This window comes from Duganella sp. Dugasp56 (assembly GCF_047304105.1).
GTDB classification, from domain to species: Bacteria; Pseudomonadota; Gammaproteobacteria; order Burkholderiales; family Burkholderiaceae_D; genus Rugamonas; species Rugamonas hordei.
Genome location: NZ_JBGLYQ010000046.1, coordinates 17,528 through 38,416, shown reverse-complemented (window position 1 = coordinate 38,416; position 20,889 = coordinate 17,528). Strand labels below are relative to the sequence as shown.

Sequence of the window (20,889 nt, the reverse complement as noted above, 5' to 3'; positions counted from 1 at the left end):
TGCACTACCTATACTGTGGTCATGGATACCAAAACCGCCCCACACACGCCATCCGCCGCCGTTCCCCAGCTGGACGGCCAGCTTTGCTTCTCGCTGTATTCGACTTCGCTGGCGATGAGCAAAATCTACCGCAAACTGCTGCGCCCCCTCGGCCTGACCTATTCGCAATACCTGGTCATGATGGTGCTGTGGGAGAAAAACGAACTGACCGTGTCCGAGGTCGGCGAGCGCCTGTTCCTCGATTCGGCCACGCTGACGCCGCTGCTCAAGCGCATGGAGCAGGCCGACCTGCTGACCCGCACGCGCGCCGCCAGCGACGAGCGCCAGGTCATCATCTCGCTCACGCCGCACGGCGACGCGCTGCGCCACGAGGCGGCCAAGCTGCCGCCGTCCATCCTGCAGGCGACCAAGTGCACGCTGGAGGAAGTGGTCAACATGAAGCAGCAGATCGACGCCCTGCGCGCCGGCCTGATGTCGGAGGCCTGAGCGCGCCGATGAGTACTTCCGCCCCGATCTTCACCCATCCGGCCCAGGTGGCCGACGCATTGCGCAAGGACGGCTATGCCGTGCTGCCGCCCCAGGACGTGGCGGCGCTGGCCGGCGTCACGCCGGACGCGCTGGACGCGCTGGCGCCCAGCTGGAACACGCTGGAACTGGACAACTACCTGAAGGACGGCGGCCGCTACCGGCGCCGCCGCCACTCTTGCTTTGTCCAGGACGGCGACAGCCTGACGCAGACGGCGCACCGAGCCCACTGGCAGCCGCTGGAATACAACGCGCTGCACGGCGGCATGAACCGCCTGTTCGAACCCATGCTGCCGGCCACGGTGGCGCAGCCGGCATGGCAGGCGCTGGTCGGCGCGCTGGGCCGGGTATGCAGCGCGGCCCGCCGCACCTCCACGCCGTGGTTCGTCGAGGCGCACCAGTTCCGCATCGACACCACGGACGGCATCGGCCGCCCGACGCCGGAAGGCGCGCACCGCGACGGCGTCGACTTCGTCGCCGTGATCCTGATCGGCCGCGAGCAGATCAAGGGCGGCGAGACGCGCATCTTCGAAGCCGACGGTCCCAACGGCAAACGCTTCACGATGACCGAGCCGTGGACCCTGCTGTTGCTGGACGATGCGACTGTCATCCATGAATCCACGCCGATCCAGCCGCTGGGTGCGCACGGCTATCGCGACACCCTGGTGCTGACCTGGCGCGCGGGCGGTTTCCAGGGACAGGAAACTCACCCCTGACGGACTAAATCCGATATAGTCACAACAGCCTATACTAAGCATCCAGGAGGGGTGGCCTGTGGACACCAGCTACGAAATACAGCCCGATGAGATAGAGATCCTCATCGTCGAAGACAGCCCGACCCAGGCCGAGCGCCTGCGCCGCCTGATCCAGTCCATGCGCTACGGCGCGCGGGTGGCCGGCAACGGTCAGCTGGCGCTGGAAGCGATCCGCGTGCGCAAGCCGGACCTGGTGCTGTCCGATATCGTGATGCCTGAAATGGACGGCTACGCGCTGTGCCGCGCGATCAAGAACGACCCCGAACTGCGCACCATCCCGGTCATCCTGGTGACCTCGCTGATGGATCCGAAGGACATCATCCGCGGCATCGAATGCGGCGCCGACAACTTCATCCGCAAGCCGTACGCGGAAGACTATCTGCTGAACCGCATCGGCCACATGCTGATGAACCAGAAGCTGCGCAAGAACCAGAATATGGAGATCGGCATCGCCCTGTACCTGGGCGATCAAAAACACTTCATCAACGCCGAACGCCAGCAGATCCTCGACCTGCTGATCTCCACCTACGAACAGGCGGTGCAGGTCAACAGCGAGCTGCAGGCGCGCGAACGCCAGGTGATCGAATTGAACATGCGGCTGGCGCACCACGCCGGCGAGCTGGAAACCATCAACCGCGAAATCGCGCTGAAGAACCTGGAGCTGGCCGAGGCGAGCCGCATGAAATCGGCGTTCATCGCCAACATGTCGCACGAGCTGCGCACGCCGCTGAACGCCATCATCGGCTTCACCGGCGCGCTGCTGATGAAGCTGCCCGGCCCGCTGACGGTCGAGCAGGACAAGCAGCTCAACACCATCCGCACCAGCGCGCGCCACCTGCTCTCGCTGATCAACGACATCCTCGACGTGGCCAAGATCGAGGCCGGCAAGGTCACGCTGGAACTGGAGACGGTGCGCTGCCAGGACCTGGTGCAGGACGTGGTCGACACGCTGCGGCCGTTGGCCGCGCAAAAAGGCCTGGAGCTGGAAGTGGCGCTGACCGACGAACCCATCGTGCTCGATACCGACCGCCGCGCGCTGACGCAGATCCTGCTCAACCTGGCCAACAACGCGATCAAGTTCACCGAGACCGGCAAGGTCAGCGTGACGCTGACGCAGCGTCAGGGGGAAAGCCTGGGACAGGACATCATCGAATTCTCGGTGGCCGACAGCGGCGCCGGCATCCGCGAGGAAGACCAGGCCAAGCTGTTCCAGGCGTTTTCGCAACTCGATTCGACCTCGACCCGCCACGCCGAAGGCGCCGGCCTGGGCTTGTACCTGTGCCAGAACCTGGCCAACCTGATCGGCGGCTCGCTGTTCTTCAAGAGCGATTTCGGCCACGGCAGCACGTTCACGCTGGCGCTGCCGAAACGCTGACCTGTGCGGCGCAGCATAAAAACTTTGGCATTTTTATACTGTAGAAGCTTAGACACCGTAGTTCTACGGTATTGCACCGCAACATAAATGAGGATATAGTGGGAACTGTCTCCTCCAACCGTTCGCTGAACATTGGAATTCAGCCCGCACCGTCAAGGTAGCGGGCATTTTTTTTGTCCTTCAGCTTCGCAGCAAATCCAGCTTGCCGCTCATGCGCGGCAGCGACGGGAACACCTGCACCAGCTGCTTGTCGCTCAGCCGCAAATGACGCTCGGCGACGGCCGCCAGCACGTTGCGGAAGTCGGTGGTGACCGGCAGGTCGCGCCCCTCGTTCAGGTCGGCGTCGCCGACGCCGCGCCAGTCGCCCAGCACCTTGCCGCCGGCCACGCCGCCGCCCAGCACCCACATCACGTTGCCATGGCCATGATCGGTGCCGCCGTTGCCGTTCTCGCGCGCGGTGCGGCCGAACTCCGACATCACGACGATGGTGGTGTCGTCGAACAGGGGCCCCAGCCGCTGCGCCAGCACCGCCAGCCCCTGCCCCAGCGGCTGCAGGCGATTGGCCAGCTGGCCGCGCGCCGCGCCCTGGCTGGCGTGCGTGTCCCAGCCGCCCAGCGCCACGAAGGCCAGCTGGATATTCGGATCGTTGCGCATCAGCGCCGCCAGCCGCGCCGCGTCGTCGGGGAAGCCGTTCGGCAGCGGCGCGCCGCCGTTCGCGGCCTGCATCTCGGTCGACATCCCGCCCCCGCCCATGCCGCCGCCGACCATCTTGCCGGCCGCCGCATCCATCACTTCCCTGTGCGCGTCCTGGCCCTGCTGGTAGGCCGCGCCGAAGCGCTCGTTGCCCGCATACAGCTGATCAAAGGCCTTGCTCACCGCCGGCCGGTCCAGCACATTGGCCTTGGTGCCGGCCGCGCCGTTGGCCAGGTTGACCGCCACCGCGCGGCCCGACAGGATGCGCGGCATGGTCGGGCCGATGCTCAGCGCGCGCGTCGGCGTGGTGGCGCCGGGCAGCGCCGCCACCAGCCGGTTCATCCAGCCGTCCTGCGTGCTCTTGACACCGGGCGTGGCAGATTCCATGTAGTCCTGCGCATCGAAGTGCGAGCGCGTGGCGTCCGGCGAGCCGCTGGCGTGGACAAAGGCCAGCTTCTTCTGCTCCCACAGCGGCAGCAGCGGCGCCAGCGCCGGATGCAGGCCGAAGTAGCCGTCCAGGTTCAGCGCGCCGCCGTCCTCGCCCGGCCTGGCCAGCGCGATGGTCGGCCGCAGCCGCGCGTAATTGGCATCGGCCACCGGCGCCACCACGTTGAGGCCGTCGACGGCGCCTCGCAGCATGATGACGATCAGCTTGCGGCCGGTGGCCTTGTCGCCCGCGGTGGCGGACGTCGCCGCCCAGGCGCCGCGGCCCAGCGGTATCATCAGGCCGGCGCTGGCGGCCAGCGTATTGAGGAAGTCTCTGCGTTGCATGGTGAACTCCGAGGTGATTAGCGCTGCATGAAATCGGGACTGCCCAGCAGCATGGCCGCGCGCAGCGGTTCGGGACTGCCGGCGATGGCGAGCTGCGTCTTGGGCGAGATCGAACCGCCCAGCGTGGCCTGCAGCGCCTGCGCATCCAGTGCCGGCGCCAGCATCGTGGCGAAGCCGATGCGGCGGCTCAGCGCGTCGGGATTGAGCCATGCGTCCTGCGTGTTCTTGTAGCCGTCCGGCGTCTGGCAGCCATACAGCGGCATGCCGAGGCGGTTCAGTACGCCCATCGTCTGCTTGATGTCGGTGACGGGCGCGGCGCTGGCGCGGGCGGCGGAAATCACGTACTGATAAGGCGTCTTGAATTTCGCGCCCACCGCTTCCGGCGCCATGAACTCGGCGCTGGTGAGCATCGTGCGCAGCACGGTGCGGATATCGCCTTTGCTGTCAAGGTAACTTTTGGCCATGCGGTCGACCAGAGCGGGAGGCGGCTGGTCCTGCACGAAGTACTGCGCCAGCTGGAAGCTCAGGTGATGCGCGGTGGCCGGCAGCATCGCCAGCACGTCCAGCGCATACTCGCCCTCCTCCTGGCCGCCGGCCTTGATGCGGCGGCCCAGCCAGACCTTGTCGTCGCGGTCGTGGCGCGCCGGATCGAAGGCGAAGGTGCGGTTGCGCGCGGCCAGCTCGCGCTGGTCGTAGGTCCAGCCGGTCAGCATGCGCGCCAGTTCGGTGACGTCCTTCTGCGTGTAGCCGCTGTCGACGCCCATGGTGTGCAGCTCCATCAGCTCGCGCGCATAGTTTTCATTCAGGCCGCTGCTCTTGGCCTTCTGGCCGCCCTGCTTTTTGCCGCGCGGGACATAGCCGTTGGCGGTCGAGACCCAGTTGTCCAGGTAGTACAGCATCGCCGGATGATGCGCGGTGGCGCCCAGCAGATCGCGGAAATTCCCCATCGCGTAAGGACGGATCGCATCGCGCTCGTAGCTGGCGACCAGCGCCCGGTCGACGCCCTTGCCGGAAAAGACGTTGAAGTGGTTGAACCAGAAATCGACCATCACCTCCTGCAACTGGTTCGGGCTGTCGACCGCGCGGGCGATGCGCGCCTCCGCCGTCTGCTGCGTGATCGCGGTGACCACCTCGCGCCGCCTGGCCTTGTCCTCGTCGGACTCGTTCTTCGCCATGCCGCGCACGGCCAGGAAGCGGCGCAGCACTTCGCCGGCAGGCTGCTGCGCCGCGTCGAGGCTGGCCAGGCGTCCGGTCAGCGCCGGCGGCAGCGGCGCGGCGGCATTGAGCTGCTCGTCGATGTAGCGCTGCACGCCCATCTGCGTCACGCGCTCGATGTCGCCCGGCTTGGGACCGTAGGCGATGCGGTTCAGCACATGGGCCGCGGCCTGTTCGGGCGCCAGCGGCGTCGGGGTGGCGGCGACGGCGGCGGTGGCGGACGCCATCAGTGCGGCGGCGGCAATCCAGCGTGTCATGGTCATGGCGGCACTCCATTCAGGAAATATTTCCTTTATAACGCAATATCCTCGCCGCTCAAACGACTCCCATGTATCGATTGTAACGGCCTGTTACGGTAACTTCAGCAATAAATTAAACAATCGATTTACTTATATCAATTGTTTAAATTATGTGTTGTAATGCCGCAATGAATCCTAAACCTACTTCCATCGATACCAGCCAGCCAGCCGAAGAAGGCCGCAAGCCACGCTCGGACGGCGAGCAGTCGCGCGAGCGCCTGCTGCTGGCGGCCATGCGGCTGTTTGCCAGCCAGGGCTTTTCCAAGACCTCGACGCGGGAAATCTCGCAGGCGGCCGGCGCCAACGTCGCGGCCATCAGCTACTACTTCGGCGACAAGGCCGGCCTGTACCAGGCCTGTTTCGGCTCCATGTGTTCGCCGTCGCCGGAGAACATCGCCATGTTCGACCAGCCGCACTTCACGCTGCGGCAATCGCTGGAGGGCTTCTACCGGCAGATGATGGCGCCGCTGATGGCCGGCGAGGATGCGCAACTGCTGCTGCGTTTGTTTTATCGGGAGATGCTGGAACCCACCGGGCTGTGGGAGCAGGAAATTCAAAACAATATCAAGCCGGAGCATCTGGCGATGGTCGGAGTGTTGAGCCGCCATCTGGGGCTGGAGCAGCCCACCGACGCTGCGCACCGGCTGGCGTACGCCATCGTCGGCATGGCGCTGCAGATCATGATCGGGCGCGATGTCGTCAACGCCATCACGCCGCACATGCTGGAGTCCACGGACACGATCGCACATTGGGTGGACCATCTGGTCGGCTATGCCGAAGCCTTGGTCAACGCCGAAAAACTCAAAATCCAAAAAGGGAAAGCATGAAGATATTCTTACGCGCGGCGGCACTGGCCGTCGCCGCGGCGCTGGCCGGCTGCGCCACGCAGGCGCCCGCGCCGCACGTGGCCGCGCAGGCGCCGCAGCAGTGGCAGGCGCCGCTGCCGCACAATGGCAGCCAGGCCGACCTGGCCAGCTGGTGGAAGCAGCAGTCCGATACGCTGCTGGTGCAGCTGATCGAATCGGCGCAGGCGGTCAGCCCGACCGTGGCCTCGGCCGGCTCGCGCATCGCGCAGTCGCGCTCCGAGCGCGTGGCGGCCGGTGCGGCGCTGGCGCCGTCGCTCGATGCGGCGGCCAGCGTCAGCCGCTCGAACCAGCAATCGGCACTGCCGACCGGGACCACCTCGCAGGCGGCCCTGCAGGCTTCGTGGGAGATCGACCTGTTCGGCGGCAAGCGGGCGGCGCGCGATGCGGCGCAGGCGCGGCTCGACAGCGCGCACGCCGGCTGGCACGATGCGCGGGTGTCGGTGGCTGCCGAGGTGGCGAACCAGTACTACGGCTTGCGCGCCTGCGAGCAGCTGCTGGCGGTGGCGAAGCAGGATGCGTCGTCCCGCGCCGATACGGCCCGCCTGACGGAGCTGAGCGCCAAGGCCGGCTTCCAGTCCCCCGCCAGCATGGCGCTGGCCCGCGCCAGCGCGGCCGACGGCAACAGCCGTTACATCGCCCAGCGCGCCGTTTGCGATGTCGACGTCAAGGCGCTGGTGGCGCTGACGGCGATGCCGGAGCCTGAGCTGCGGCAGAAGCTGGCCGCGGGCGCGGCATCCGCCGCGGTGGCGCCGTCGATCGCGATCGCGGAACTGCCGGCACGCACGCTGAGCCAGCGGCCCGACGTGTTCACCGCCGAACGCGAAGTGACGGCGGCCAGCGCCGATGTCGGTTCCGCGCAGGCGCAGCGCTACCCTCGCCTGACCTTGTCGGGCGCGGTCGGCGTGGCCAACTTCCGCACCGGCGGCGAGAACACCAAGACCGACACCTGGAACATCGGCCCGGTCTCGCTGTCGCTGCCGATCTTCGACGCCGGCACGCGCCGCGCCAACGTCGACGCGGCCAGCGCCCGCTACGACGCCGCCGTCTCGGCCTACCGCGCCACCGTGCGCCAGGCCGTCAGCGAAGTCGAACAGGCGCTGGTCAACCTGGACGCCACCGGCGAACGCGCCACCGACGCGCAAACCGCGCTCGAAGGCTACCGCGTCAACTTCACCGCCGTGGAAGACCGCTACAAGAACGGACTGGCCAGCCTGTTCGAACTGGAGGACGCGCGCCGCACCCGCCTGTCCGCCGAACAAACCGTCATCAACCTGCAGCGCGAACGCAGCGCCGCCTGGGTAGCGCTGTACCGCGCCGCCGGCGGCGGCTGGACCGCCCCGACCGACGGCGCCCCCGCTGTCGCCGACATCAGCGTCAACTAAAAGAACGACATCATGAAAAATCTGAAAACCAAGCTGCAACCCGTCGCTGTCGCCCTGCTGGCCGTGTTCGCCATCGGCGGCACCGGCATCGCTTTGTACTCGCCCGCCACGCAGGCGGCCGACGACAAGAAAGCCGCCACCGCCAAGCCGGCGCTGACCGTCACCACCACCAAGCCGGTGGCCGCGCGCCTGCCGATCAAGCTGGCGGCCAACGGCAACGTCGCCGCCTGGCAGGAAGCGAGCGTCAGCAGCGAATCGAACGGCTTGCGCCTGACTGAAGTGCGCGTCAATGTCGGCGACGTGGTCAAGGCCGGCGACGTGCTGGCCGTGTTCTCGGCCGATACCGTCAACGCCGACCTGGCGCAGGCGAAAGCCGCCGTGCAGGAAGCGGAAGCCAACGCCGCCGACGCCGTCGCCAACGCGGCCCGCGCCCGCACGCTGCAAAACACCGGTGCCCTGAGCGCGCAGCAGATCAGCCAGTACACCACCGCCGAACAAACCGCCAACGCCCGCATCGCCTCGGCCAAGGCCGCGCTGGCGAGCCAGCAGCTGCGCCTCAAGTACACCAAGGTGGTGGCGCCGGACAGCGGCGTGATTTCCGCGCGCAGCGCCACCGTCGGCGCCGTGTCCGGCCCCGGCACGGAACTGTTCCGCATGATCCGCCAGGGCCGCCTTGAATGGCGCGCCGAAGTGGTGGCCGCCGACCTGCGCAACCTGAAGACCGGCACCAGCGCCGTCGTCAAGGCCGCCAACGGCAGCGAAGTGACCGGCAAGGTGCGCATGATCGCGCCGACCGTCGACACGCAAACCCGTTCGGCATTGGTCTACGTCGACCTGCCCGCCAGCGCCGGAGCCAAGGACGCGCCGTTCAAGGCCGGCATGTTCGCCAGCGGCCAGTTCGAACTGGGCACCTCGGATGCGATGACCTTGCCGCAGCAGGCCATCGTCGTGCGCGACGGCTTCAGCTTCGTGTTCCGCCTGAACGCCGACCAGCATGTCAGCCAGATCAAGGTGCAGCCGGGCCGCCGCCTGGGCGACCGCATCGAAGTGCTGGGCGGCCTGACCGCCGACTCGCAGGTGGTGGTGCGCGGCGCCGGCTTCCTCAACGACGGCGACCTGGTGAACAACGTCGCCGAATCGTCGCCGGCCGCCGCCAAGCTGGCTGCCAAGTAAGGACGCGCCATGAACTTCTCTTCCTTATCGATCAAGAACCCGATCCCGGCGATCATGCTGTTCGCCTTGCTGACGCTGGCGGGCATGCTGGCCTACAAGGCCAATCCGGTGCAGGACTTCCCGGACATCGAACTGCCCATCGTCACCATTGTCGCCACCTTGGACGGCAGCGCGCCGGCCCAGCTGGAAACCGAAGTCGCGCGCAAGATCGAAGACTCGGTGGCCACGCTGCAAGGCGTGAAGAACATCTACACCACGGTGCTCGACGGCGTCTCGACCACCACCGTTGAATTCATCCTGGAGAAGCAGATCTCCGACGCCGTCAACGAGGTGCGCGACGCGGTGGCCCGCGTCAAGGCCGACATGCCGGCCGAGCTGCGCGACCCGACGGTGACCAAGGCGTCCACCGCCGGCCGCGTGATCCTGACCTTCACCGCATCGGCCGCCAAGACCACCGGCGAACAGCTCGACAACCAGGAACTGAGCTGGTTCGTCGACAACACCGTCGCCAAGCGCCTGCTGGCGGTGCCCGGCATCGGCGCGGTCAAGCGCGTCGGCGGCGTGTACCGCGAGATCCGCGTGGAGCTCGACGACGCCCGCATGGCGGCGCTGCGCGTGTCCGCGCTGGACGTGTCGCGCCAGCTGCGCCTGGTGCAGAAGGAAGCCCCGGGTGGACGCGGCGACATCAGCGGCGCCGAGCAATCGGTGCGCACCATCGGCACCGTCAAGAGCGCGGCCGAACTGGCGGCGATGGACCTGCCGCTGCCGGACGGCCGCCGCATCCGCCTCGACCAGGTGGCCACCGTCACCGACACCGTCGCCGAACCGCGCGCCGTCGCGCTGCAGGACGGCGTGCCGGTGATCGGCTTTGAAATCTTCCGCACCAAGGGCGCCAGCGAAGTGGCCGTCGCCAAGGGCGCCCGCGCCGCCATCGAGGAACTGCAGAAGAACAATCCGAAAGTGGCGCTGGCACAGGTGATCGACAACGCCTTCCCGGTCGAGGAAAACTTCACCGGCTCGATGGAGCTGCTGTACGAAGGCGCCATCCTGGCGGTGCTGGTGGTGTGGTGGTTCCTGCGCGACTGGCGCGCCACGCTGGTGGCCGCCGCCGCGCTGCCGCTGTCGGTGATGCCGGCCTTCCTCGGCCTGTACCTGTTCGGCTACACGCTCAACACCGTGACCCTGCTGTCGATGGCGCTGGTGGTCGGCGTGCTGGTCGACGACGCCATCGTGGAAATCGAAAACATCGCGCGCCACCTGCGCATGGGCAAGACGCCGATGGAAGCGGCGATGGAAGCGGCCGACGAAATCGGCATGGCCGTCATCGCCACCACCTTCGCGCTGGTCGCCGTGTTCCTGCCGACCGCCTTCATGGGCGGCGTGCCCGGCCTGTTCTTCAAGCAGTTCGGCTGGACCGCCGTGGTGGCGGTGCTGGCATCGCTGGTGGTGGCCCGCCTGCTGACGCCAATGATGGCGGCCTACATCCTCAAGCCCGCCATCCACGGCGAGGAAAAAGACGGCTGGCTGATGACGCGCTACATCCGCGTGATGCGCTGGTGCCTGACGCACCGGCTGGTGACGGCGATCGCCTCGGCGCTGTTCTTCGCCGGCTCGATCATGCTGGTGGGCCTGCTGCCGACCGGCTTCGTGCCGGCGGCCGACCGCGCTCAGACGCAGATCAACCTGGAACTGCCGCCCGGCTCCACGCTGGCCGAAACCGGCGTGGTGGCCGAGCGCGCGCGCCAGGCCGCGATGCAGGTCAAGGGCATCAAGGCCGTGTTCAGCTCCATCGGCGGCGGCTCGTCCGGCGACGCCTTCGCGCCCGGCGCGGCGGCCGAGGCGCGCAGCGCCGTGCTGACGCTGACCACCGTCCACCGCAACAAGCGCAAGGAATCGATGGCAGACCTGGAAGCGGAAATCCGCCACAAGCTCGACGCGATTCCCGGCGCCCGCTTCAAGGTGGGCCCGCCGGACAACGGCGTCAAGATGCAGCTGGTGCTGCGCAGCGAAGACCCGGTGGCGCTGAAGGAAACCGCGCAAAAGGTCGAACGCGAAATGCGCACGCTCAAGGGCGTCGGCAACGTGCGCTCCAGCGCCTCGCTGGTGCGTCCCGAGATCATCGTCACGCCGGACTTCGCCAAGGCCGCCGACCTGGGCGTGACCGCCTCGTCCATCGGCCAGACGGTGCGCGTGGCCACCGCCGGCGACTACGACACCGACCTGACCAAGATGAACCTGCCGGAGCGCCAGGTGCCGATCCGCGTCAAGCTGCCGGACGCCGTGCGCGCCGACCTCGACGCCATCGGCCGCCTGACGGTGCCGGGCAAGAACGGTCCGGTGCTGCTGGCCACCGTCGCCACCATCACGATGGAGAGCGGCCCGGCGCAGATCAACCGCCTGAACCGCAGCCGCAACGTCACGCTGGAAGTGGAGCTGGGCAAGCGTTCGCTGGGCGAGGTCAACGCCGAGGCGCGCGCGCTGCCGTCGATGAAGAGCCTGCCGCCGTCGGTGAAGATCGCCGAACTGGGCGACACCCAGGAGATGGCCGCGCTGTTCGCCAGCTTCGGCATCGCCATGCTGATCGGCGTGCTGTGCATCTACTGCGTGCTGGTGCTGCTGTTCAAGGACTTCATGCAGCCGATGACCATCCTGGCCGCGCTGCCGCTGTCGATCGGCGGCGCCTTCGTGGCGCTGCTGATCACCGGCCGCGCGCTGTCGATGCCGTCGATGATCGGCCTGATCATGCTGATGGGGATCGTTACAAAGAACTCAATCTTGTTGGTTGATTATGCTATTCTGGCACGTCAGGAAGGCATGAGCCGTTTCGATGCGCTGGTCGACGCCTGCCACAAGCGCAGCCGTCCGATTCTGATGACGACCATCGCGATGGGCGCCGGCATGATGCCGCTGGCGCTGGGCTGGGGCGCCGATCCGAGCTTCCGTTCGCCGATGGCGATCACGGTGATCGGCGGCCTGATCACATCGACGCTGTTGAGCCTGCTGGTGGTGCCGGCCGTGTTCACCTACATCGACGACCTCGAGCACTTCCTGAAACGCGTGATGGGCAAGCTGCGCCGCCAGCCGGCGGCCTCGCCCGAGCAGGAAACCGTGCCGTCGCTGCGCAAGATCGCCGGCGGCGGTCATTAAGCACAGCATCTGCGAGGAGACCGACATGGAATACACGATACAAGATCTACCGGAAGTGCGGGTAGCCTACCTGCGCTACAAGGGCCCGTTCGGCGCGCCGATCGGCGAGTTCTGGAAGGAAGTGTTTGCGCCATGGCAAAAGGCCTGCGGCCTGGTGAACAAGGTGACGTACGGCGTGGCGCAGGACGACCCGGCCACCACGCCGCCGTCCGAATGCCGCTACGACGCCTGCGTCGAGGTCTCGGCCGACTATCCGATCAGGGAGCCGGCCAGGGAAGCCCATATCCCCGCCGGCCGCTACGCCGTGGCCAGGTTCAAGGGCAGCGGCGCCGACGTGCCGGGCGCCTGGGGCGCGTTCTTCGGCCAGCTGCACGCCGAAGGCAAGGCCGACGCCGGCCCCTGCTTCGAACGCTACCCGGCCGACTTCGCGATGGATCCGGCCACCGGCGTGTTCGAAGCGGAGTTCTGCATCCCCGTCAAGTAAGGCGCCTTCCTCCACGTCCCGTATCCCGGCACCTTCCGTTTCACCATGCGGCACCGCAGCATATTATTGCCAGCAAAATCGGCGAATATGCGATACTCGCCGGGTACAACGGGAGTGCCAGGGACAATGACGTTTTTTCAGAAATTGCTTCGATCGCCGAGGGCGATCTCCGCGCCTTACGGGCGGGTCATGCTGGCCAAGACCACGCAGCTTGGCGACCTCGTCATCAGCCTGCCGATGGCCGCCGCCCTGAAGCAGCGCGACCCGCATTGCACCGTGATCCTGCTGACCAACCGCCGCACGGTGGAAATCGCCCGCCGCTGCCCGGACGTGGACGAGGTCTACGCCGCTCCCGAATCCGACGAAGAACTGACCGCCCTGCTGGTGTCGCTGAAGCTGGATATCTTCGTCCAGGTGAACACCTGCCGCAGGCTGGCGCGGGGCGCCTGCGACGCCGCCGTGCCGGTGCGCATAGGCTCGCTGTTCCGGGTCTACAACTGGCGCCGCTGCACCCACCTGGTGGCGATCTCCGCGCCCACCTCGGGCCTGAACAAGCGGCTGCTGGACCTGCAGTACCTGCGGCCGCTCGGCATCGTCATCGACGACCAGCAGACCTTGCCCGCGCTGTGCCGCCTGACGCCGCCGCAACGGATCGCCGAGGCGGTGGCCGAGCTGCATCCCGGCCATTTCGCGCAGGGACGCAAGACCGTCATCCTCAGCCCCGCGCTGGTGACGGCCAAGTCGCACCAATGGCCGCTGGCCTATTACACCAAGCTGATACGCAGCATCGATCCGCAGCTGGTGCACTGGTTCATCTGCGGCACCAACGAAGACCGCGAAGCCTTGCAGCCGCTGCTGCTGCGCCATTCCGAGGCCGGCAATGTGACCAACCTGGTCGGCAAGATGTCGCTGACCGAGTTCATGGGCTTCATGAGCCATTGCGACGGCCTGGTGGCCGGCAGCACCGGCCCGCTGCACCTGGCGGCGGCGCTGGGCATCAACACGCTGGGCCTGTTCCAGTCGCGCAAGGTGGACATCCACCGCTGGCGGCCGCTGGGCGAATCGGCCAGCGTGATCCACAGCGGCGTGCGCTGCCGCGGCGAGCGCAGGGTATCGGAGGCCGCCAGCAACCAGGCCGTGCCCTGCCCCTGCATGACGGCGATCCAGCCCGAGACGGTGGCCTCGCACGTGATGGGCTGGTTCATGCCCCCGCATCTTGATCGCGCTCTTACATCAGAGTAAAGTAGCCTGATTACTTCAGGAGCCCCATATGAAACGTGTCACCGGTATTGGCGGTGTGTTCTTCAAATCCCCAGACCCGAAGCGGCTGGCCGAATGGTACCGGGTCCATCTTGGATTGAATGTCGAGGCATGGGGCGGCGCCTCTTTCCAGTGGTCCAATCCGGACAACCCAGGCGGCACGGGAACCACAGTGTGGAATCCGTTCAAGGCGGACACCGATTACTTCGCTCCGAGCTCCTCCGCCTTCATGATCAACTACCGCGTCGACGACCTGCACGCCCTGCTGGCCGCGCTGCGCGCCGAAGGATGCCAGGTGCTGGACAAGGTCGACGAATCGGAATACGGCAAGTTCGGATGGGTAGTGGACCCGGACGGCAACAAGGTCGAGTTGTGGCAACCACCGCAAGGCCAGTGAGTTCATGAAAATACGACGTTGCGCTGTACTGTACATCGAACCACGCGAAGAACTCGCCATCGATTGGTCCTCCCTGTTTGCCGGTTCCACCACGCTGGCCGCCAGCACGCGCTGGCTGGCGCTGGCGCCGCACCTGGACCGCGAAATCGAAGTCGATGCCGCCGACCTGGCCGCCATGGCCGCCGTCAGCCAGACGGTCTGGTCCGAACTGGAGGCATGCGAGCAGTGCCACGGCGCCGCCTGCGTCGCGCGCCTGCTGGAGCTGGGCCTGCTGATCGGCGACGCGCCCGAACACGAGGCCCTGCGCGAACGCGACGAAACCCTGCGCGCCCAGCACTGGCGGCCGCTGGCGGCGCTGGCCCACACCTTCTCGCGCTGGCACGACGTGCGCACCGAAACCGGCATGGAAGCGCCCAGCTTCCAGCAGCTGCTGGACCGCCACGGCACGCCGCCGGCGCCGACGATGGACCTGGGCACGCCCGCCAGCGCCTTCAAGCTGCCCAAGGCCGCCAGCGGCATCCTCGATGAAACGCTGATGAAGCGCTACACCGGCCGCAATTTCGACACCGGTGCCAGCCTGCCGCTGGCCGTGGCGGCGCGCCTGCTGCAACGCACCTTCGGCGCGCAGGAACAGCGCCAGGTGGGGCCGCACGCCGACGTGCTGAAAAAAACCAGCCCGTCGGGCGGCGGCCTGCATCCGGTCGAGGCCTTCGTGCTGGTGCAGCGCATCGCCGGCGTGACGCCGGGACTGTACTACTATCATCCGACCGAGCACGAGCTGCGTCCGCTGCGCACCATGGAAAGCGACGAAGCGGCAGCCGTGGCGCTGCAAATGGTCGCCGAGCAGCAATGGCTGGCCGACGCGCCCATGCAGGTGGTGATGGTGGGAAGGATAGAACGCAGTTTCTGGAAGTACCGCAATCACCAGAAGGCCTACCGCGCGCTCGCGCTCGATGCCGGCCACCTGTCGCAGACGTTCTACCTGCTGGCGGCGGAAGCGGGCTTGCCCGCGTTTATCACGGCCGCCATCAACGACGTCGATATCGAACGGATGCTGGATCTGGACCATCTGCGCCATGCCGTCATCGCGGTCTGCGGCTGCGGGCCGGCATCCACCGGCCCGCGCAATATGGTCGAACTGCGCTACGGAGAAACCGGCCTGGGCTGACGCCAAGCCGGCTTATAACGCCAACTCAGGCGGCGGAGCCGCCTGACAGCAGGAAGATCACCATGGTGTCCTCACCGACGATGCTGCTGTGCATCGCGGTCTGGTCGGCTACGATGCTGTCCTTGGACGGCAGGCTGCGCACGGCAGGCACCTGCGCCGGGTCGAGCGAGATGCCCAGGCCGCCAAGTGCGCCCACCGGATCGCGCAGCATGTGATCGCGGAAAGCATCGTCCTTGGCCAGTTTGTCGAGTACCGTGCTGAGTTCGTCTGAAGTATGCTTGGTCATTTATAGTTGTCCCTAGTTTATGGATGGAATGAAGCGTTGCTGCCGATCCATGCTACGGTAAACCATGCTCCTTGCCAAGCAACTTAATGTTGCGCCACACCGTCCAGCGCGTGCACCCCGTCGATCACCGTTTCCAGCGCCGCGCCAAAGGCCGCCAGCGCCTCGTCGAGCTGGGTTAGCCGCGGCGGCAGCAGCAAATTCTCCAGTCCGCCGGCGGCGCGGTGCAGTTCGGCCATCGACAAATTGCCGGCCGCGCCACGAATCTTGTGCACCAGCACCGAGGCCTCCTCGAAGTCGCCGCTGTCGATGGCTTCCAGCAGCTGTTGCGGAGTGGCCTCGAATTCCCGGGCAAATTTGTTCAGCAAGATCATCACCAATTGACCATTGCCGCCCAGCCGGGCCATCGCGTCCTGCATGTCGACGCCGGGGACATTCGGCGCCGCATCCTGCGCCGCCGTTGGCGCGGCCACCACCACCCGGTCCGGATCCAGCCGTATCCAGCTGGCCAGCACGCCGAACAGCCGTTCCGGGTCGATCGGCTTGGTCACGTAATCGTTCATGCCCATGGCCAGGCTGTTCTCGCGGAAGCCGGCCACCGCATGGGCGGTCATCGCGATCACCGGCAGGCTCGCCTGCTGCAGCTTGGCGCGGATGCGGGCGGTCGCCTCGTAGCCATCCATCTCCGGCATCTGGATATCCATCAGCACCGCATCGTAGCGGCCGCTGTCGACCATGTGCACCGCGTCGACGCCGTTGCCGGCCAGTTCGACCTGCACGCCGGCGCGCATCAGCACTTCGCGCGCCACCTGCTGATTGATGACGTTGTCGTCGACCACCAGCACGCGGGCGCCGGCGATGCGCAATGCCGCCTCGGACAAGGCCACCGGCTCCGGCTCCGGCAGCGCCGGCTCGGCGGCCTCGAAGCCCAGCGCCAGCAGCACGCTGTTGATCAACTGGGGCGGATGCACCGGCTTGGCCAGGCAGGCGTGGATGCCCGCCTCCGCTGCCGCCTGCACGATGGGCTCGCGCGCGAAGTCGGTGACCATCAGCACCACCGGCAAGGCGCGCCACGCCGGCTCGGCGCGGATGCGGCGCGACGCCTCGATGCCGTCCACTTCGGACAGGTGGCTGTCCATCAGCACCAGGTCGGCCGGCTGCTCCCGCAGCACCTGCATGGCGGCCGCGGCCGATGCGGCGGAATCGGTCGCGAAGCCGGCGCTGCGCAGTTGCCGCTCCAGCATCTCGCGCGCCGGCGCGCAGTCGTCGACGATCAGCACGCGCTTGCCGGCGGCGCCTTCGGGCAGCGCCGGCAAGCCGTCCGGCTCGTCCGCCAGGCAATGCAGCGCCACGCTGAAATGGAAACAGCTGCCGCTGTCGGGCAGGCTGTCGATGCCGATGACGCCGCCCATGGCCTGCACCAGCTGCTGCGAAATGGCCAGCCCCAGGCCCGTGCCGCCATACAGCCGCGTGGTGCTGGTGTCGGCCTGGCTGAAGGCGCGGAACAGGCGCGCCTGCTGGTCGGGGCTGATGCCGACGCCGGTATCCGCCACCGAGAAGCGCAGCCGCACCTGGCCATCCATGGCACCGGCCGGGCCGTCCAGTTCGACGCGCAGCACGATGTGGCCGCGCGCGGTGAATTTGAGCGCGTTGCCCACCAGGTTGACCAGCACCTGGCTCAGGCGCAGCGGATCGCCGGACAGCCGGGTCGGCACGGCGGGATCGGCCCAGGCCACCAGTTCCAGGCCTTTTTCCGCCGCGCGCCAGGAGAACAGGTCGGCGACCTGGCTCAGCGTGTCGGACAGCTCAAAGGGCACGTTTTCCAGTTCCAGCTTGCCCGATTCGATCTTGGAAAAGTCCAGCACGTCGTCGATGATGCCGAGCAGGTTCTGCCCCGCCCGGCCGATCTTGTTGAAGTAGTCGCGCGGCTTGGCCGGCAGGTCCAGGTAGGTGCCCAGGCCGGCGAAGCCGAGGATGGCGTTCATCGGCGTGCGGATCTCGTGGCTGATGTTGGCCAGGAAGTCGCTCTTGGCGCGGGTCGATGCCTCGGCGTCGGCGCGCGCCTGCTGGATCGCGCGGATCGCGTGGGCCTTCTGGAAGGCCGAGACGAAAGGCTCCTTCAGCGCCTTGAACATGTCGAGGTCGCCGCCGGCGAACGGCGCGTCCTGCTCGAACACCAGGTAGCCCTGCAACTGCTGCTCGACGCAGATGCGCACGGCCAGCACGGCGCCGGCCCGGCTCAGGAACATGTCCGGCGCGATGCTGTCGGCCGCGTCGACCAGCTGCGCATGGGCCTCGGCCAATGTCATGCCGGCACGCGCCAGCGGCACGCCGTCCGGCCAGCCGGCGCGCAGCGCCAGCGCGGCCTCGCCGGCCTCGCCGGCTTCGCCGATCAGCGCATACGCCATGCGCACCGCGCCGATCGCGCTCGATTCGCGCAGGATGGTGTTCAGCAGGGCGTCGAAGTCCAGCTGCTCGTTGATCGACTTGACGATGGCGTGCACCCGCTCCAGGTGGCGCGTGCGCGAATACACCTGCAGCTGGAGTTCGATCTGCGCGCGCTGCAGCTGGCGCACGCGCCAGCGGTACAGGCCCCAGCCCAGCGCCAGGATCGCCAGCACGCCGCCCGAGCGTGCCCACCAGGTCTGGTACCAGGCCGGCAGGAACTCCAGCGTCATGCTCAATTCCTGCGGGCTCCAGACGCCTTCGCGGTTGCTGCCGCGCATGCGCAGCCGGTAGCGTCCGGGCGCCACGTTGGCATAGGTGGCGATGCGGTGGTTGGCATCCTTTTCCACCCAGTCCTTGTCATAGCCTTCGAGACGGAAGGCGTAGCGGTTGCGCTGGCTGGCGGAAAAATCCAGCGCAGCCACTTCGATTTCGACATTGCGGGTGCCGGCCGGGATGCTCAGGCTGGCGCCGTCCGGCGCCAGCAAGGGCGCCACCGCCACGCTTTGCAGGTCCAGGCGCACCGAGCTGACCACCAGCGGCGGCTGGAACGCCCAGCGCACGGGCGGCTCCGGCTGCACCACGACATAGCCGCCGGAGGTGCCGAAGACGATCTCGCCATGGGCGGTCTGTCCGACCGAGCCGCCGTAATAGGCCTGGTACACCAGGCCGTCGGCGCGGCCCAGCGCTTGCGCCCGCAGCGTGCCGGTATCGATGACGGCAATACCCTCGCTGGTCGAGGCCCAGATACGACCTGCGGCGTCGGCACGCACGCCGTTGACGAACTTGCTGGGCAAACCGGATTCCAGCCCCACGCGGCGGAAGCGGCGCGTGCCGTCCGCGGCGCGGCCATCCAGCACCGCCACGCCACCGCTGTTGGTGGCCACCCACAATCGCCCCCGGGCGTCGAAAGCCATCGAATTAATGAAACCTTGCGGCAGCCCGGTGTCGATTTCCGGCGCCGGCATTATCTGCTCGGCCTTGCCGCTGGCGGGATCGAAACGGTTCAAGCCATTGCGGGTACCGATCCACAGCGCGCCGTCCGGGCCGGCCAGTACCGTGCTGATGCGGTTGTCCGTCAGCCCGCCTTCGGCAGCCGAACCCTGGGGGTAGGTCCGCGCCGTGCCGGCGCGTGGATCGTAACGCAGCAGGCCGGTGGCCGTCCCCAGCCACAGCACGCCATCCCGGGGCACTATGCTGCCGATGCGGGGCAAGGGTTCCCCCTGCGGCATCGGCACGCGGACGACGCGGCTGCCTTTGCCGCTGGTGTGGTACAGGCCCAGCAATGTGCCGATCCACGCCTCCTGCGGCTCGGCCTCGGCCATGGCCGTGATCATCCGGTTGGGCAGCGCCGTTTCCGGATGCAGCGGATCGGGACGCAGGCCCGTCGCACGGCTGCCATCGGCGGCGATCAGGTCTATGCCCTGGTCGGCCAGAGCGACCCAGAGCCGGCCGGCGGAATCGGTCATGAACGACGAGGCGGAAACTTCCGGAAGGCCGACGCCGTCGAGGATCGTACTGAAGATGCTATTGCGCGGATTGTGCACGTCGACGCCGCGCTCGTTGGCGACCCACATCAGGCCGCTGCGGTCGCGCCACAGCGCCGCCACGCGGTCGTTGGCCAGGCTGATCGGGATCGCCGGTCGGTGCACGATGCGCCGGCCATGGCCGTCGGCATCGAACTCGATGATGCCACCGCCGTAGGTGGCCGCCCACCACTGCCCGGGCCTGGTTTCCGCCAGCGACAGCACCATGGCGTTGTTGCTGTCCTGGACCTGATCCAGCACCAGCATGCGCGCGCCGGCGGTGGCCGCGTCCGCGCCGGCCAGGCCGATGCCGCTCCTGAACGTGCCGAACACCACCCCGCCCTGCGCATTTTCGCCCAGAGACAACACGGCGTCGCTGACGCCGCCCGCGATGGCGATATCGTCGACGCGGCCGGTGGCGGCGTCGCGCCGGGCCAGGCCGCCGTTCGAGCCTATCCACAGGTTGCCGCCGCGGTCGACCAGCAGGGCGCGGATCTGGTTGCTGCGGGGCCCGCCTGCCACGCCGGCCGCGCGCGGCAGGTGGCTGATGGCGTTGCCGTTCTGGCTATCGATGTAGTCGAGACCGGCGCCGGTGCCGACCCAGATGCCGCCGCGCCTGTCGCTGGCGATGGCGCCGATGGCTGGGCTGCTCAAGCCGTTCTTGCCGGCGGCGTAGCGGATGAAGCGCTCCTGCTGCTTGTCGTACATGGCCAGGCCGTCGGTGGTCGTGCCTATCCACAGCCGTCCCTGGCCATCCACGTGCAGGGCCTGGACAAAGTCGCCCGGAAGCGAATGGGAATCGTCCGCATCGAAGAAGAAATTGCGCATGTGGTAGCCGTCCCAGCGGCCAAGGCCGGCCTGGGTGCCGAACCACATGAAACCGTCGCCGTCCTGCACCACCTTCATCACGATGGGGCTGGGGAAGCCCCGGTCGGCCGGCACCAGATGGTCGAACATGGCCGGCGCCAGCGCCTGCCAGCGGTCGGGCGCATCCGCCGCGCCCGCCGGCGCGCACCACAGGCAAGCCATTAGCGGCACGGCACTGAGGCGCAGCAAAAAGGCACCGGCAAGGGTGCCGGCAACAGATGAGGGGACGTTGAAATTGCTCACAAACGAAGAGCCGTA

The 20,889-nt window shown here is 67.5% G+C and carries 15 protein-coding genes; 11 read left to right on the top strand and 4 right to left on the bottom strand.

The annotated features are described in order from the left end of the window. The first annotated feature begins 21 nt into the window (after window positions 1–21). The 3 genes from ACCD07_RS26205 to ACCD07_RS26195 are packed head-to-tail and all read left to right on the top strand — an operon-like array spanning window position 22 to window position 2,655. Window positions 22–486: a MarR family winged helix-turn-helix transcriptional regulator gene (locus ACCD07_RS26205; RefSeq protein ID WP_176652726.1), complete on the top strand. Its 465-nt coding sequence runs from the start codon at window positions 22–24 to the stop codon at window positions 484–486. An 8-nt stretch (window positions 487–494) separates the two neighbouring features. After that, window positions 495–1,241, top strand: coding sequence for a 2OG-Fe dioxygenase family protein (locus ACCD07_RS26200; protein ID WP_176652725.1), 747 nt, complete (start codon window positions 495–497; stop codon window positions 1,239–1,241). Between the two features lie 58 nt (window positions 1,242–1,299). After that, the gene (locus tag ACCD07_RS26195) at window positions 1,300–2,655 is read left to right on the top strand and encodes a hybrid sensor histidine kinase/response regulator (protein WP_176652724.1); all 1,356 of its coding nucleotides are present in this window, start codon (window positions 1,300–1,302) and stop codon (window positions 2,653–2,655) included. A gap of 180 nt (window positions 2,656–2,835) precedes the next feature. Here the strand turns inward: ACCD07_RS26195 and ACCD07_RS26190 are convergent, their stop codons facing one another. Together ACCD07_RS26190 and ACCD07_RS26185 are read right to left on the bottom strand one after the other, a co-directional pair. Then, window positions 2,836–4,119, bottom strand: coding sequence for a DUF1501 domain-containing protein (locus tag ACCD07_RS26190; RefSeq protein WP_413449021.1), 1,284 nt, complete (start codon window positions 4,117–4,119; stop codon window positions 2,836–2,838). 17 nt (window positions 4,120–4,136) lie between these two features. Continuing rightward, a complete protein-coding gene (locus ACCD07_RS26185) occupies window positions 4,137–5,597 on the bottom strand; it encodes a DUF1800 domain-containing protein (protein WP_413449020.1) in 1,461 nt (486 codons plus the stop codon). Between the two features lie 164 nt (window positions 5,598–5,761). Here ACCD07_RS26185 and ACCD07_RS26180 point away from each other — a divergent pair, with 164 nt between their 5' ends. The 8 genes from ACCD07_RS26180 (at window position 5,762) to ACCD07_RS26145 (ending at window position 15,510) form a co-directional block, all read left to right on the top strand. Then, a complete protein-coding gene (locus tag ACCD07_RS26180; RefSeq protein WP_176652721.1) occupies window positions 5,762–6,460 on the top strand; it encodes a CerR family C-terminal domain-containing protein in 699 nt (232 codons plus the stop codon). Beyond that, window positions 6,457–7,881: an efflux transporter outer membrane subunit gene (locus tag ACCD07_RS26175; protein WP_176652720.1), complete on the top strand. Its 1,425-nt coding sequence runs from the start codon at window positions 6,457–6,459 to the stop codon at window positions 7,879–7,881. The genes ACCD07_RS26180 and ACCD07_RS26175 overlap by 4 nt, the downstream gene beginning before the upstream one ends. Window positions 7,882–7,893: 12 nt before the next feature. Further along, window positions 7,894–9,054: an efflux RND transporter periplasmic adaptor subunit gene (locus ACCD07_RS26170; RefSeq protein ID WP_353403374.1), complete on the top strand. Its 1,161-nt coding sequence runs from the start codon at window positions 7,894–7,896 to the stop codon at window positions 9,052–9,054. A gap of 9 nt (window positions 9,055–9,063) precedes the next feature. Then, complete coding sequence (locus ACCD07_RS26165) at window positions 9,064–12,201, top strand: efflux RND transporter permease subunit (protein ID WP_353403376.1); 3,138 nt, start codon at window positions 9,064–9,066, stop codon at window positions 12,199–12,201. A gap of 25 nt (window positions 12,202–12,226) precedes the next feature. Continuing rightward, on the top strand, window positions 12,227–12,685 hold the full coding sequence (locus ACCD07_RS26160; RefSeq protein WP_353403378.1) for an AraC family transcriptional regulator: 459 nt from the start codon (window positions 12,227–12,229) through the stop codon (window positions 12,683–12,685). A gap of 189 nt (window positions 12,686–12,874) precedes the next feature. After that, window positions 12,875–13,927, top strand: a complete 1,053-nt coding sequence (locus ACCD07_RS26155) for a glycosyltransferase family 9 protein (protein ID WP_413449019.1) — start codon at window positions 12,875–12,877, stop codon at window positions 13,925–13,927. A 28-nt stretch (window positions 13,928–13,955) separates the two neighbouring features. Continuing rightward, window positions 13,956–14,342 carry a VOC family protein gene (locus tag ACCD07_RS26150; protein WP_413449018.1) on the top strand — a complete coding sequence of 129 codons (387 nt, stop codon included), beginning with the start codon at window positions 13,956–13,958 and terminating at the stop codon, window positions 14,340–14,342. 4 nt (window positions 14,343–14,346) lie between these two features. Next, complete coding sequence (locus ACCD07_RS26145; RefSeq protein ID WP_413449017.1) at window positions 14,347–15,510, top strand: putative peptide maturation dehydrogenase; 1,164 nt, start codon at window positions 14,347–14,349, stop codon at window positions 15,508–15,510. Between the two features lie 25 nt (window positions 15,511–15,535). Here ACCD07_RS26145 and ACCD07_RS26140 read toward each other — a convergent pair whose 3' ends face one another. Together ACCD07_RS26140 and ACCD07_RS26135 are read right to left on the bottom strand one after the other, a co-directional pair. Then, window positions 15,536–15,796: an NHLP-related RiPP peptide gene (locus ACCD07_RS26140; protein ID WP_413449016.1), complete on the bottom strand. Its 261-nt coding sequence runs from the start codon at window positions 15,794–15,796 to the stop codon at window positions 15,536–15,538. 83 nt (window positions 15,797–15,879) lie between these two features. Continuing rightward, window positions 15,880–20,820: a response regulator gene (locus tag ACCD07_RS26135; protein WP_413449015.1), complete on the bottom strand. Its 4,941-nt coding sequence runs from the start codon at window positions 20,818–20,820 to the stop codon at window positions 15,880–15,882. Window positions 20,821–20,889: the final 69 nt, after the last annotated feature.

Bases quoted from the DNA above. Each gene is read 5' to 3' on its own strand.
- ACCD07_RS26160 (WP_353403378.1), top strand. From the start codon at position 12,227: ATGGAATACACGATACAAGATCTACCGGAAGTGCGGGTAGCCTACCTG.
- ACCD07_RS26165 (WP_353403376.1), top strand. From the start codon at position 9,064: ATGAACTTCTCTTCCTTATCGATCAAGAACCCGATCCCGGCGATCATG.
- ACCD07_RS26155 (WP_413449019.1), top strand. From the start codon at position 12,875: ATGCTGGCCAAGACCACGCAGCTTGGCGACCTCGTCATCAGCCTGCCG.
- ACCD07_RS26185 (WP_413449020.1), bottom strand. From the start codon at position 5,597: ATGACCATGACACGCTGGATTGCCGCCGCCGCACTGATGGCGTCCGCC.
- ACCD07_RS26145 (WP_413449017.1), top strand. From the start codon at position 14,347: ATGAAAATACGACGTTGCGCTGTACTGTACATCGAACCACGCGAAGAA.
- ACCD07_RS26150 (WP_413449018.1), top strand. From the start codon at position 13,956: ATGAAACGTGTCACCGGTATTGGCGGTGTGTTCTTCAAATCCCCAGAC.
- ACCD07_RS26190 (WP_413449021.1), bottom strand. From the start codon at position 4,119: ATGCAACGCAGAGACTTCCTCAATACGCTGGCCGCCAGCGCCGGCCTG.
- ACCD07_RS26200 (WP_176652725.1), top strand. From the start codon at position 495: ATGAGTACTTCCGCCCCGATCTTCACCCATCCGGCCCAGGTGGCCGAC.
- ACCD07_RS26180 (WP_176652721.1), top strand. From the start codon at position 5,762: ATGAATCCTAAACCTACTTCCATCGATACCAGCCAGCCAGCCGAAGAA.
- ACCD07_RS26140 (WP_413449016.1), bottom strand. From the start codon at position 15,796: ATGACCAAGCATACTTCAGACGAACTCAGCACGGTACTCGACAAACTG.
- ACCD07_RS26175 (WP_176652720.1), top strand. From the start codon at position 6,457: ATGAAGATATTCTTACGCGCGGCGGCACTGGCCGTCGCCGCGGCGCTG.
- ACCD07_RS26170 (WP_353403374.1), top strand. From the start codon at position 7,894: ATGAAAAATCTGAAAACCAAGCTGCAACCCGTCGCTGTCGCCCTGCTG.
- ACCD07_RS26205 (WP_176652726.1), top strand. From the start codon at position 22: ATGGATACCAAAACCGCCCCACACACGCCATCCGCCGCCGTTCCCCAG.